Origin of the sequence: Alteromonas sp. MmMcT2-2 (assembly GCF_022348305.1) — a bacterium.
Lineage (GTDB): Bacteria > Pseudomonadota > Gammaproteobacteria > Enterobacterales > Alteromonadaceae > Alteromonas > Alteromonas macleodii.
In genome coordinates, this window is sequence record NZ_JAKRFA010000012.1 from 76,604 (window position 1) to 90,031 (window position 13,428).

Annotated in this window: 13 protein-coding genes and 1 pseudogene; 2 read left to right on the plus strand and 12 right to left on the minus strand. The window is 43.1% G+C overall.

The window, feature by feature from the left end; genetic code table 11:
- Positions 1–113: 113 nt before the first annotated feature.
- Positions 114–737 (plus strand): phosphatase PAP2 family protein, encoded by a 624-nt coding sequence (locus tag MHM99_RS09495; RefSeq protein WP_049587711.1) that lies wholly within the window; start codon positions 114–116, stop codon positions 735–737.
- A gap of 371 nt (positions 738–1,108) precedes the next feature.
- On the opposite strand, the gene MHM99_RS09500 is transcribed toward MHM99_RS09495, so the two are convergent.
- The 7 genes and pseudogenes from MHM99_RS09500 to MHM99_RS09525 all read right to left on the minus strand — a co-directional run bounded on the left by MHM99_RS09500 (position 1,109) and on the right by MHM99_RS09525 (position 6,788).
- Positions 1,109–2,080, minus strand: coding sequence for a tetratricopeptide repeat protein (locus tag MHM99_RS09500; RefSeq protein WP_049589184.1), 972 nt, complete (start codon positions 2,078–2,080; stop codon positions 1,109–1,111).
- Between the two features lie 194 nt (positions 2,081–2,274).
- The gene (locus MHM99_RS21195; RefSeq protein WP_264353761.1) at positions 2,275–2,400 is read right to left on the minus strand and encodes a hypothetical protein; all 126 of its coding nucleotides are present in this window, start codon (positions 2,398–2,400) and stop codon (positions 2,275–2,277) included.
- 762 nt (positions 2,401–3,162) lie between these two features.
- Positions 3,163–4,485 carry an adenylate/guanylate cyclase domain-containing protein gene (locus MHM99_RS09505; protein WP_239219139.1) on the minus strand — a complete coding sequence of 441 codons (1,323 nt, stop codon included), beginning with the start codon at positions 4,483–4,485 and terminating at the stop codon, positions 3,163–3,165.
- A gap of 32 nt (positions 4,486–4,517) precedes the next feature.
- Positions 4,518–5,057, minus strand: coding sequence for a Pycsar system effector family protein (locus MHM99_RS09510; protein ID WP_049589187.1), 540 nt, complete (start codon positions 5,055–5,057; stop codon positions 4,518–4,520).
- Between the two features lie 347 nt (positions 5,058–5,404).
- Positions 5,405–6,016, minus strand: a pseudogene (locus tag MHM99_RS09515) (tyrosine-type recombinase/integrase).
- A 200-nt stretch (positions 6,017–6,216) separates the two neighbouring features.
- Positions 6,217–6,618: a type II toxin-antitoxin system death-on-curing family toxin gene (locus tag MHM99_RS09520; protein WP_020745884.1), complete on the minus strand. Its 402-nt coding sequence runs from the start codon at positions 6,616–6,618 to the stop codon at positions 6,217–6,219.
- Positions 6,618–6,788 carry a hypothetical protein gene (locus MHM99_RS09525; protein ID WP_020745882.1) on the minus strand — a complete coding sequence of 57 codons (171 nt, stop codon included), beginning with the start codon at positions 6,786–6,788 and terminating at the stop codon, positions 6,618–6,620. The genes MHM99_RS09520 and MHM99_RS09525 overlap by 1 nt, the downstream gene beginning before the upstream one ends.
- Positions 6,789–7,325: 537 nt before the next feature.
- On the opposite strand from MHM99_RS09525, the gene MHM99_RS09530 reads away from it, so the two are divergent.
- On the plus strand, positions 7,326–8,702 hold the full coding sequence (locus MHM99_RS09530; protein ID WP_015067241.1) for an MBL fold metallo-hydrolase: 1,377 nt from the start codon (positions 7,326–7,328) through the stop codon (positions 8,700–8,702).
- A 556-nt stretch (positions 8,703–9,258) separates the two neighbouring features.
- On the opposite strand, the gene MHM99_RS09535 is transcribed toward MHM99_RS09530, so the two are convergent.
- The 5 genes from MHM99_RS09535 to MHM99_RS09555 all read right to left on the minus strand — a co-directional run bounded on the left by MHM99_RS09535 (position 9,259) and on the right by MHM99_RS09555 (position 13,413).
- On the minus strand, positions 9,259–9,720 hold the full coding sequence (locus tag MHM99_RS09535; RefSeq protein WP_080986458.1) for a transposase: 462 nt from the start codon (positions 9,718–9,720) through the stop codon (positions 9,259–9,261).
- The gene (locus tag MHM99_RS09540; protein WP_049588655.1) at positions 9,654–10,502 is read right to left on the minus strand and encodes an IS91 family transposase; all 849 of its coding nucleotides are present in this window, start codon (positions 10,500–10,502) and stop codon (positions 9,654–9,656) included. Before MHM99_RS09540 ends, MHM99_RS09535 begins: the two co-directional genes overlap by 67 nt.
- Positions 10,503–10,782: 280 nt before the next feature.
- A complete protein-coding gene (locus tag MHM99_RS09545) occupies positions 10,783–11,001 on the minus strand; it encodes a hypothetical protein (protein WP_049588654.1) in 219 nt (72 codons plus the stop codon).
- Positions 11,002–11,086: 85 nt separating this feature from the next.
- Positions 11,087–12,391: an alpha-amylase family glycosyl hydrolase gene (locus tag MHM99_RS09550; protein WP_049588653.1), complete on the minus strand. Its 1,305-nt coding sequence runs from the start codon at positions 12,389–12,391 to the stop codon at positions 11,087–11,089.
- A gap of 113 nt (positions 12,392–12,504) precedes the next feature.
- Positions 12,505–13,413, minus strand: coding sequence for a sulfite exporter TauE/SafE family protein (locus MHM99_RS09555; protein ID WP_049588652.1), 909 nt, complete (start codon positions 13,411–13,413; stop codon positions 12,505–12,507).
- Positions 13,414–13,428: the final 15 nt, after the last annotated feature.

Below are 13,428 nucleotides of genomic sequence, written 5' to 3' on the forward strand. Positions count from 1 at the left end.
GCACGTGCGGCTCTTTTTCTACGTTTACAGCATGTTTTGGCCACGTGGCTTCAATGTTGTACACGGCAAGAACTTTCCTCAATAGTCCATCACTTTATCTAAGAGGGATTTTTATGTTAGCTTCCACAGGAATTAAAGGCCTACTTGCGTATCGAGCACTGCGAAAAATGAACAAGCCCAGCGCTAATACAACGCAAAATAAAGAGAACTTTATAACATCAAGCACTTTGAGCAAGGCGACAACACCTCCATCTGTCGTCGCCATTACGGGTTCTGCTTACGCGCTATCTAAGATGACGCATGCACCAAAGGTGCAGCGCTTTCTTTTAAAGTCGACGTTATCAGCTTCAGTGGCGGGATTATTTAACGCAGGGCTTAAACGTTTGATTGGACGAAAGCGCCCAAGAGCAGAGAGCAGCCCTGAGATAAAAGGCCCCGCATTGAAAGACAAATTTAACTCTATGCCATCAGGACATGCATCAGCAGTAGCCGCAGTGGCTGGTTCAATACCTCGTAGTTCTGGACCTTTATTGTTAGCGTCGGCGGCAGGCCTAGCTGCTACAGCAGTCATAGGAAAGTCGAGGACTAAGCGCGACGCGCATCACTTATCAGATGTTTTGGTGGGAAGTTGTTTGGGCTTTGGCGTGGCCTACGCGGTGTCAAAGCTCGAAAAGCCTGTTGAAGATGAAGTTGAAGGTCTTAAGCAAAGCTCTCATCTGCCGAATCGATTTAAATAACGCTAATCACGGAAATACGAGCTACGGTGTGCCTCCTTTCTTTATAGGAAGTGACACACCTATATTAGATGTAGTGCTCATATCTGATCTCACAGTTTCGATGGATAGGTTTAGACTCAATCTAACAGGCAGCTATGAGCGTAAAGCGGACCTTGACCACAACCAATGCGCTGGTCCGTTTCAGAGAACAAGCCGACACTTCGGTTTTTGGTTTAGCACTTCAGGTTTGTGCACTATGTGAGACGCAAATAGCGTTAAATTTAACTGGCGCTATCGTCTGATAGCGGCAGTGCAACGCCCCAAGCAAGGACAATAGACAAAATAGAGGCAATGTTCATCGGGTCGAGTAATTTTTTTTGTTGACGGTCTAACTACCTGAGAAAATCACGAGCCTCATTCTCTCTAATAGTGGAAAGTAGCTCTTTAGCACGTTGTTGTGCTTTTACGGTTCCATTACTACCAAGTTCAGCCCTTAAGGTTTCTAAAAATCCGTTCAATTGGTCATCTTCATAAGTCAGCTTTTGTTTATACACTAGACCCCAAGCGTATGCCTCGGTATAGTCTTGCACCACGCCTGTACCGATCATATAAACGAGCATCAATCCTTTAGGGGCACTGAAACCACCATTTAAACCTTCTTTCAACTCCCATTCTGCCTTACGCTCTGCATTTGATACCGGCCCATAATCTTTAGTATAAAATAATGATAGTGAGCCCATAGCATCTAATGAGCCCTGCTTTGCAGCTTCATTGAACCAATACAAAGCTCTCTCATAATCTTGCAGCGTACCTTCGCCATATTTATAAGCTCGACCTAACCTGTATTGCGCTATTCTGTGACCTCTTTCGGCTGCCTTTTTATTAAGCTCATAAGATTTTTTTAGGTTTTGCGTTACGCCCCGACCTTTACTATACAAACTGCCAAGAACCACGATTGCCGCGAGCTTTCCGTTTTCCGCTTCGTTTTTGTGAAAATTAAATGCAAATTTATTTATGGCCTCTTCGTTTTCTTGTGTCATGGCTATCCCGTTGCCTTCTGCGTGAATACGTGCCAACATTTGTTGTGCGTCTGTATTGCCACTAGAGGCGGCTTTTTCCAACCAGCTTATTGCTTTTCTGTAGTTTTTTTGGACGCCAAAGCCTGTATAATAAGCTCCACCTATAACTAATTGAGCCGAAGAATAATTCTTGTTTGCTAACCGCTCAATATGAGGTAAAGCACTGTTCATTTCTTCTGGGAGTTGATATCTCAATATTGATTTAGCATCATCTAAATCGTCAGCAAAGCACAACGCAGAAAACATAAAAGATAATGATAGAAAGACAAATATAAATGATTTCACTAGTTCTCCTTATTTCGCTGCGTTACCTTCTAAAAAACATTATATGAGATAGAAGACGTGATCAACTAACAGGTAAAAGACTCAGATGGTCATATTGAGGCCGCAGAGATTAACAGTATCGAGCTTCTAAAGATAGTGACATTCACTTGGTGGTTCAACAAAAAAAGAGGTTGAACAGTCATCAGGTAGGCTCTCTACATGAGTTTGGCTTGCTCTTCAGCAAGTTCTTTTTCTTGCTGTATGATCTGTGATAACCCAAATTTATTCACCATTGTTAAATGCAGTAGAGATGCCACCAATACATCTAACTCCTGCATCATAACTCTTTTTTAAAAAAGTGGTAAAAGTCAGTTTCATGTACAGAGTTGCTCTACTGCGAGCTCTGACGGGCATCAAAAAACAAATAGCGGTCTACAACGATGTGAGTTCCGTCTTACAACTTTGGCACGTTTATGCTGGTTGATTTCCGTGATATGCATATATACTGCGTTCTTCAAAAATACGGTGAAAGTGGTCAACACGGGTATGTATTTATAAGCATAAATTTTATTAGGTTCTCGATGTCCATTCTTTCCTTAGTTTTCTTTGAAACCTTATCAACAAGCGCATCAATCATTGGCAATATATCTTTATTGTTCAATATATTGCTTTTAGGTTCACAAAACAAAGGCTGTTCGCCTTTGCTAATCAGTTCAGTATTTGCCCATTGAAGGCCCCTAACGACACCTACAACGTAAAATTGCATATACGGTTTATGCCTGCTTTTTAAATAACTTGACATAGTAATGTCTGCATTTGCAGTATTTACTGTCTGCATCAATAAAATTGTGAAACAAAATATTATAGTGTTTTTTTTCATAATGAACTTAAGTTGTAATTTGGATCGACCAGACTTCTCTAGACACTTAATTGCTTCTATTTCCGCTTAACGCTCATTGGTGCCATTAAAATCTGAATGCGCGAAGGTCCGCAAAACGTACCGAGCAGCGTAAATGCCAAGGCGGCAACTTCAGACAAAGAGCGGAAGTTTCGTGCCCTCACCAAGGGTTAATTTTTCCGCATGACTGCAATTGTTGAATCTGTCACCTAATCATAACCCCGATCCAGTCACGAAAAAGTAATCCCCCATTGGAGTCATAGACTTCACATTTCATCGTATGGAGACCTCTGTAAAGTGTGGCCTCTGGCAGTTCGACTTTGGAGATTGGGTGGTAAGATTGATTGTACTTGCTTACTTTTTCTTTGCGGAGATACCTAGTGACACCCTCTTGCTCAATGTCTCTTTCATTCTCAGGGGGGATGGGTCCGTGGTTGGTTTTTTTAAACACCACTTTAAGTGGAAAATTTAGCCTATTTTTGGTATTGGCTTGAACCACAAACACTAAAGAAATATTTGGCTCTAAAAAATTTGAAGCAGAAATATAGTCTAGTCTCTTGCCGTTTGCTATCGAATAACATTTGTAATCTATTTCAGCATGATTCTTCACAGAGCCACTACAAATTTTCTCTCTGAAGCTTCTGGGAAGGGCAGAAAACTCTAAGGTCTTATCATAGTCTAATTGCCTCATTTTGTAATTCAGCGGATTTCCGTCGGCATCTGTAATATTTGGACTTACTACTGGTAAAGACTTTTTCTCTCCTTCACGATTATGAGTCTTTATCTTAGAATATTTCTCTGGCCAGTGAACAAAATCCAGCAATCCCTGCCCAAGCATCGTTTGATTCTTTCCAGCTAGCCCTTGAAGCTTAGATGCCATATCTACGGGAAGACCGGTCGCCGAAACCTCACCTACATTTCTGTATCCGAAACTTCCCCATAATACTTCTTCGTCATTTCCAAAGTCGCAGCCTACTCTAAAGCCAAAGTCACTCGCATCTAAGCCTTTTCTTTCCATCCAAGGCTTAATGCTACCTTCCAAAATTGCGCGTAAAGTTACTGAACAGTTAATTGCATCTGCTATAGCATCCTCTTTTTCTGTAGAGCTGCCGCCAAAAAAAGCCATTACAGCGTCACCCATCAGTCTATGTATGTGTCCATCAAATGCTCTAATAGTCTCAACACATGTTTGAATTACAGCATTCTTAAATTGGAAGACAAACTCCAGAGGATACAATAGCGACAGTCTTGTTGATCCCTTGATGTCAACAAAAATGGTGCAGGTATAATGCTTTTGTGTGGTTTTGGTACCCTCTAGAGATATAAAATCTGGGTGAGTTCCGATTGGTAAGTTATTTACTCCCGGCTTTCCAAATATTGGTCTGATTTTCGCTTGGAGAAGAAACTCTTCTTGCGGTCCAGAAGGTAGGTCAGAGAAATCGTCACTCATTTGCTTTGAGTCAAGTCTCTCGCTAGACGCTGATTTCGCAACAGCCGTGGCGGAACGATTTCCAACAGCCTTAAACATGTGATCGAACGTCTTCTCGAAGCTATCCATATTTAACTTGCTCCATTAATTATCAATAATAACAACGAAACAGCTAACATAGGTAAAACACCCCAAACAGAAATCTTCACTGCGATTTTCAAAACTCTAAACTTTTCATTTACAATTTCCGCGACCATAAAGGTTTGCTTAGATAAATCCTCTAGAATCTCCTCAAGGGTTGCCTCTTTAATTTTCTTAGCATATCCATCAGCTCCGTTCTCCGTGACCATAACATCGCCATAAAAGATCAAGGATTTGTAACCCTCATCTGTTATTGAGCTTGGATAAACCACCCGGAGAAGATTTATTGCTGCGAGAAGTGATAATAATATTGTTAGTACCGAAGAAGCAGATGCAGTGTAGTACAAATAATTACAGTCAGATTCAGGCGGTCCCATCAGAATTATCCGTATCGATAAACCAAGTATGATCGCGGCAACGAATGACATCAGTAGACCGACTTTAAAGTTGGTAGTACCAATATAGTGGTCATACCTTTTTATAACATCGAATAAAAACGAGCACTTCCCCTCAAAAGTTTCTTCCTTCAAGTGAACCTCCCTAGCATATGGTAAACGGGGATATAACGATTTAGTTATGCGTCATTTGCGAGATTTTCTGCTAGCGCATCACTCACGGTTTTATTTTCACTATTAATATCAAACTAACTATCATATTGCTACACAAAGGAAAAATGAGAACTAGCTAAAGTGCTAGACAAAAAAAAGCTATTTGGGTGTTATCCTCAATATGGGAGGGAAGAAGCTTATTTACATAAATTAAAAGACTTGCTTTTAAACCGATAATGCGCCATGAGCACTCAGTATTGCTTGTCTGGATTGTGTATCTAAGCGACCGCTTTACGTACACAAGGGCTGCACAGGCAGCCCCTTACAGCCTAAACTTCTATAGATTCCGATATTTCCAAAGCGTCGTCCACCTCAATGCCTAAGTAGCGAACAGTGCTCTCTAACTTTTTATGGCCCAGCAAGAGTTGAACTACCCGGAGATTTTTAGTCTTCTTGTAAATCAGATAAGGCTTGGTTCTGCGCATTGAATGGGTGCTGTAGAGAGATGTATCTAGACCAAGTTTTTCAATCCATCCGTGAAAAATGCGGTTATATTGTCTAGTTGATATGTGCTCAGCGCTATGTATACGGGACTTAAAAAGATAATCAGAGGGTTTTAATCCAGCTTTCTTTACCCAAGCCAATATCGATTCTCCCGTGTTTGGTGTTATCTCAAATTGGACAGGACTACCTGTTTTTTGCTGAACGAGATGCGTGCGCCTAAGAGCTGAGCGTCCGCAAACGACATCGGAGACCTTGAGTTTAACAAGGTCACAACCTCGTAGTTTGCTATCAAGACCAAGGTTGAACAGTGCTAGATCACGAGTCCGTCCTTCAAGCTCTTAGCGAATCCGGATACCCCATATATGTGATATCTGAAGAGGCTTTTTCTGACCGATAATACGATTTTTGTTCCAAGGTGTATGGATTTTAATTGCCATGATTTGTCTCCTGTTTAATAGGAAACATAATTATGGCAGTCCGGCCAAAGTTTATGGTTTGAATAATGGTACTGACAGATTTTTTTACCGGGAATTCAGCATTGCTCAACCATCAGACTGAGAAGCTATATGATTTCTTATATACTGCGCTTTCTTTACCCTACTTGCGCAGGTATGGCCAAAGTAAACTGCATGAAATTTTAACTATTTTGATTTTGTTCAGAAATATACTGAGCATAAAGAAGGTCAGCAAAATCCGCTTCACCAATTTTGCCCACAACCAAATCTCTGATGGCATCTGCGAATAATTCGTTATCAGCAATTAATTCATAATCATTGAGAGATAAATATTCCAAAGCTACAGCGAGACCAGTCCGTTTGTTTGCATCAGGAAGCGAATGAGAAAGTGCAATAGAGGAAGCATACTTTGCTGCTATTTCGAAAACATCATTCAAGCCTAAATAAACAATAGCATTATCAATCCTGCCTAGCGCCCCCTGAAGCTTATTGATATCAGCGGCCCCCTTCATACCAGGCTCGTTTTCGAGAATGTAGGCGTTAATCTCTATAACGCGCTCGAAGGGGAAAAAAATAAGCTCCATTACATGTAAGCGAGTTTTTCGAACGTACGCTTGTGTGTTCTTAGCACTAGCTTAGTTTCGGATTTCACGATCTGTTGCCCAAACTCACCAGAGAGGTCAAGTTTCTTTCTTGCTGGAACTTTGGGGCGTTGAACAGCTTTAACACCGTAAACTTCAATTTTTGTATTCATAAATACCTCTCATAACTAGATCGATAGTATACACCTGATTTTAGGAGAAACATATTAAGCCAAGACTATTGGTATCATATGCACACATACCAAGCTAAATTGCCTCTTCAGGCAACAAAAGACAAGGAGCGGACGCAACAGATTATTGAACAGCTACTTCTGCTTTGCGCCAATCGCTGGCAATCCCTGCATAACACCATTTACCTGGTTGTTTTACTGGCCCTGTTACACTTTAGCTGGTCTCGCAAAACCGGCCTGCAGGAACCGTTAATTTACTGGGCAATAGCCTTGCTGATTTTGCTTCCCTGACTGCAATACCTCAAACAGCGTCTGCAACGGGCACGCTTATCCCGCAATAGCATGTAAATTTTACATAGGATTAAGTGAATATTTCTTCATTTACTGGGAAGCCTTTTGGGTAGAAAATGTAATTACTTGTTTTATTTAAACTTTTTATTCGGCGTGACATTTGAAAGCTTAGGGTGAAGTGAATACATTCACGTTGTGCGCGGCACAACCCCAAAGTGGAGCTAACCTATGTTTGTAGAATCTGTTAAAACACCGGGCATTGCGCACCTTTCCTACCTGATTGGCAGCGATGGTGAAGCCTGTGTGATTGATCCTCAGTTAGATACGCAGCATTATCTCACCCTTGCCGGAAAGCATGAATGCCGGATCACCACCATCATCGAAACCCACCGCAATGAAGACTTTATCTCTGGCGCGGTAGCGCTGGCCAACCAGACCGGTGCTGATATTTACCATGGTAAATACGCTGACGAGCCTATCGAATATGCCCGCAAGGCCGGTAATGGCGATAAATTTGAGATTGGCAAATGGACACTCGAAGTTATTGCAACGCCCGGCCATACTAAAGACAGTATTTGTGTGTTGGCTATCGACAACGAACAGGACGGTCAGCCTATCGGCGTATTTACCGGCGATACCTTATTTGTCAGTGAAGTCGGTCGCACAGACTTCTACCCCGAGGAAATGGAAAAAATGGCTGGCCAGCTTTATGACAGCCTACAAACGCTGGCCAACCTGGGTGATGACATTATTGTGTACCCGGCTCATGGCGCAGGGTCGGTGTGTGGCTCAGGCATGGCAGAACGTGAGTTTACCACCATAGGCATTGAGAAACGGCAAAACCCGGGCTATCAATGTACCTCTAAAAAAGCCTTTATAGAGCGTAAGTTAAAAGAGAATCATTATATTGCTCCCTACTTTAGCAAAATGGAGCAGTCTAACGTTACCGGGATGGATACGCCTTTACCGCCAGTGGCGTGCCAGAAGCTGGCACAGGATGCTCAGTCAGCCTGGCAGAAAAGCGCAGAACGTCCCGGCGTGCTCATTGATGTAAGAAGTCATGCCCAGTTTCGAGACTGTCACTATCCCGGCAGTCTTAATTTGCCGGGCGGCTTACTCAGCGCTTATGGTGGTTGGTTTCTGGACTACTCCACACCTATCGCACTGGTGGCAGATTCCCATCAACAGGCAACCGAAAGCTCCGAACAGCTGTGGCGGATGGGCTACCAGCAGATTAGTGGTTATCTGACCATGGTACCAAAGCCAGATACCATTGAGGCTTACCATCGTCAGCATGTGAACGCCGTTACTGCAGATAAGGTTGATGAGCGCATTAGAGCACCACGTGCTAACTGGCAACTGCTGGATGTTCGCAAACAGGAAGAGGTTGAAAACAACGAATTTGACCAGGCAAAGCATATCTACTTAGGCTATCTGCCGGAAATGTGCCACCAACTGGATAAATCCCGCCATTATACACTGGCCTGTGGCAGCGGTAAGCGCGCCACCGTAGCAGCCAGTTACCTGCTGGCACAGGGTTTTGAAAACGTGGATGTTTTTATTGGTTCAATGCAAGCCTGGCAGAGCTACCAACAAGGCACCTAACAGATTTACATCTGCATCGCAGAGCGCATCCTCACGGCAAGGAAGCCGGATGTGTTAGCCTGAATGGTCAGGACAGCTTGTGTGTATAAGAAATATTAACGCTATGTACTACCCACCGTGTCAGATGTATTTAAGGCTAGTTGAACGTGTGTCAAACGGGTACTTTTCAGAAATCAGTGGAGTAGTTGTCATCAAGACAGGCAAGTTAACTGGTCTTTGGTACTGAAATCTGCAATAAGATATGTGAAAGCCCTCACCCCAACAATTTGCGTGTTTAAGTAATGGTAGGTTTTTGTGGTTCATGCACTAAAGTCGAAGTCACGTTGAATGGTATAGTCGCAGAATGCGTCAATGCTTGGTGGCGCACGAAGTGGCGGCGTACGGGGATTATTACTCGCTTCCGGTAAATTGTGCTTGTCCAAATATGACAAGATTTTATTGATAATGATCGCGTCAGTTATGCAAGCAATGACCTTTACGTTAAATTTTTCGCAAACCTCGCATTGGGTAATGTCGATGTTGAATACGCGTTTCAGTCTTTGCGCCGGTGACCGGGTTACCAAGACATATTGCGGGAATGATACGGCTTTTCTGAATCTTTCAGGTGTTCTGCTAAACGAGGACTATTCTTACCACGTTGTGAAGCAGTCACCTCGGCACGAACTATAGCATTGGGAGCAAATACCCCATAAAACCTCGTGAGGTTAAGTCGAGGTGGTGGTATCAAAGCAACGAGTTTGCCGAGAAAATCCCGTGGAGAGAAGAACACGAGGGTCGTTCCGTCATTGTAAGGGGTCTTTAGTTTATACCTCACCTTACCTGAATCTGTAAGATTCAATCGTTGTTCACTTATGGCTGGTCTTGAGATGTATCTGCACAGGCGTTCCAATTTATCGGTTTGGTGACCGTCTGCGAATACGCCAGCATGTAAACTGAAACCGCCTATCTGGGCTAATTGTCCGTAGTGTTGTTTGTCTTTGGCGGGCAAGGTTTGTAAGGTAAATACTTTTTTGCCCATATCTGGCCCCAAGCAATACGATAACTAACCGAGGCCGCTTGCAAGGGCAATAAGCTATTTTCATCATCCATGGGAAAATCGAGAAAAGCATTGTCCATATCACGCTGAATGAGCCCGGCCTTCTCTAAATAGGCCGCAATGCGGTGGCTGATGTTGTCAACTATCTGTTCCATATCGCTATGGCTCGGCGCTTTGACGAGTTTGAATTTGGTTTGCCCTCGCTCTTCTGTAATAACGCCCTCGAGGAAGAGCATATGGAAGTGTATATTCAAGTTTAGCGCACTTCCAAAACGCTGAATGTACGTTACTGCACCCGTCTTGGCTTGCTTTTTCAAGTAACCTGTTCGATGGATGATGTCAGTTGAAATCGTGCGATGGATGATTTGCATGACTTTGCTGAGCTCTTTGGGATATCTGGCAAGTAGCAGCCTCAATGGGATAGGTAGACTCAACACCCACTGACGTATGGGATAGCCGTTAAGAACGTCGTCAACCAGTAACTTCGCACTCTCTGCTATCCGTCTTGCCCCGCAAATAGGGCAGAAGCCCCTACGTTTGCAACTGAACGCGACCAGCTTCTCATGTTTGCAGTCGTCACACACGACTCTGAGAAATCCATGCTCAAACCGACCACACTTTAGAAATTCTGCAAACTCTTTATCTACATGAAGTAGCAATGTCTTTCCTTGATGGGAAAGGTACTCCAGAAAATCTGGATAATATTGCTCAACCAATTGGTATAGCAATGTTTGCTCTGGCCGATGTCGTTTATAGGTATGCATGTTAATGGCTAACAATGGCGTCCTTGCCAGGGATTGATAGCCCAGATTGCAGATAGTTTTGTTGTTAGTCTACTGGTCTTTGAGATGGAAAGTTCATTGCTCCAAGGTCCGCTTCACGTACTTTTCTGCCGTTTAATTACAAATATTCGAACGGCTGCTATTGGCACATATGCGACTCTCAGATTTGATTGAGTCCTATTATTCGAATCTGACAGATCAAGTTGAGACTGATTCACATCAGAATCACATTAGATTCACATTAGATGAATTAAGTAAGCACCTAACTTTCGGGTATAGACTTGATCACTTCCTCGATTTCACTGTTACCACTCAAGCGTGCGAGATCGATAAGATAACCTTTTTCTAGCTTATTCAAAGTATGCCCTTCAAGTCGCGTCTTGACCTCTTTTACATCACCATTGGCAATGGATGTTTTCAGCGCAGCGTGATTATTTAACGAGCGGTCTTCGCTTTTTTCAGTTGGATCATTCGTAGTCATAGTTAGTCCTTAATCTTTACTCAGTAAAAAATGAAAAATCTTATATACCTTTTGTAGTTAAACACTACACCAAACGATCAACGCTTCAAGCTACCCAAATTTCAAACTGCCAAGGTTCAAGCTCACAGACAGAACCAGCTTCAAAATTTCGCTTCTCCTCATGCTGCCATTGTGTATATTCGTCTTGAAACAATGGTTCTTCAAAGGTCACCTCTAGATACTCATTTGAAAAATTAATCACAACGAACACTTTTTCACTTTCACTACAACGTACAAAGCTAAATACCTTATCCATCTTAGAGTTTGGCACCTGTATCATTCTTGCCCCGTACTCTCCGTTCCCTAGCACGGCTTTGGACTTTTTAAGAGCAATTAGCTTGCGGTACAAGTTGCCTATTTCATGTTCTTGCCAGTGTATAGGATCGTGCTCAAAGAACGCTAAACGCTTGGTTTCCCCGGCTTCTTGCCCGTTGTGAATGAGCGGCATACCTTCACCTACCACCGACAACGCAATGCAGGCTTCAAGCGCATCACCAAATTGTTCGCGCTGAGTGCCATCCCAGGCATTTTTGTCATGATTACTAACGAAGGTCATTCTGTAAGCGGAGTGAGGCCAGCTGCGTTCGTTCCACGAATAATACTTGCGCAACCTATCCAGCGAACATTGTCCGTGTGCGAGTTCGTGTAGCGTCTCGTTCCAACTCCATGCGTATGTCATATTGAACGCATTTTCGTGAAGATCTCGATTCTCCCATTCAGCCAACATGAAGACTGGTCTGATTGCGCTCAGCGTTTGCACTGCTTGCTGCCAAAAATCGTTGGGGACATACCCCGCTACATCACAGCGAAACCCATCAATGTCAAACTTTTCAACCCAATAACACAACGCGTTAATCATGTATTTGCGAAGGCCAACGTGTTCATAATCAAACTCTATGATATCGCTCCAATCCCACCACGGAGATGGACGAAAATCTCCTTTGTAGTCTTTGGCGTACCACTCGGGGTGCTGTTCAACCAAAGGATTATCCCACGCACTGTGATTTGGCACCCAGTCTATGATGACTTTTAGCGAAAGCTTGTGCGCTTCATCCACCAGCGCTTTGAAATCTTCTTCGCTACCAAATTCTGAGTTTATGGCCAGATAGTCTTTTACTGCATAGGGACTTCCAAGCTCTCCCTTTTTATTCTTTTCACCAATAGGGTGAACAGGCATAAGCCAAACAATATCAGCGCCAAGTGATTTAATGTGGGATAACCCCTTTCTCACTCCTTCAAAATTACCTTGCTCTGAAAACTGTCGTGTATTGACCTGATAAATAATAGCGTGAGATGACCATTCTGGCTGAAGCACGTTATATCGTTTCTTAGGAACAGGATTGATATCCATATTATCTTTCCTTATCGAGATTAGCGTTTAGAAGAAGAATCTGGTTCTGCGTCGCGTTACTTTAGGCTTCAAATTGCAGCGAGCTGGGCCTTTAACTGCCGCAAGCTCGTGGCTTAAAGAATAGGTAAACTTGTAACACCTAAAATTAGTACCCAAATACCGAAAAAAAGTTTTAGACGCTGAACCGAAAATGCTAAAACAACAAACTTTGCAATCGTTCCACCGACTATTGCACCAGCCCCAGCAAACAAAACAACCTGCCATACCACAGACTCGCTTATAAAAGCGTGATACGGCAATGCAGACCACACAGTAAAAGCCGACAAGATAACCGCGCTGGCAATAGACAAAGTTACATTAAACCCTCGAATTATGAGGTAAACAGCGACTAACTCTCCTACCCCTACCGAAAGCCGCGCGGTGATAATGCCTCCTAAAAAACCAATGAAAGGTAAAAGCAAAAGATCTTTCGTATGTAAGTCTTTTTTGAAATGGGTACGCTTCATTAGCGGAATAGAAGCAAATATTGCGATTGCTAATAGAATAGAAAAACTACCAAAAGCGATGTGAAGGTTATTGGCCCCACCCCACAAATGCTCTAGAAGCCTTGTACTTTGATATGAATACTGAGCGAATCCTATGCCGCATATTGACGAGGGAACCGTTAACATCAGTACACTGGGTAATGCTTTCCAATACTGATCATACTTGTGTTGGTGTTTATAATACGCGGCCCAAGTTAGTGCCCCCGCGGTCATACCACAGCATTGGATGGCGAAACTCGTTGCCACAACGCTTTGCGCAGAAAATGACAGGTAGTTAAAAAACGGAACGAAAACCACGCCACCGCCAGCTCCAGTGGCATTCGCAAATATAGCACCAATAACGCCAAGAACGCTGAAAAGCCCGAACTCTTTAACAAGCTCAATAGGGGCTGGTTGCGCTAGCAAACTGCCGATCCATAAAAATAAAAGTACTATCAACGCTGTTTTACCAGCGTTTTGCTTGATGAGAGAAATCACATACGTCCTTAAGGC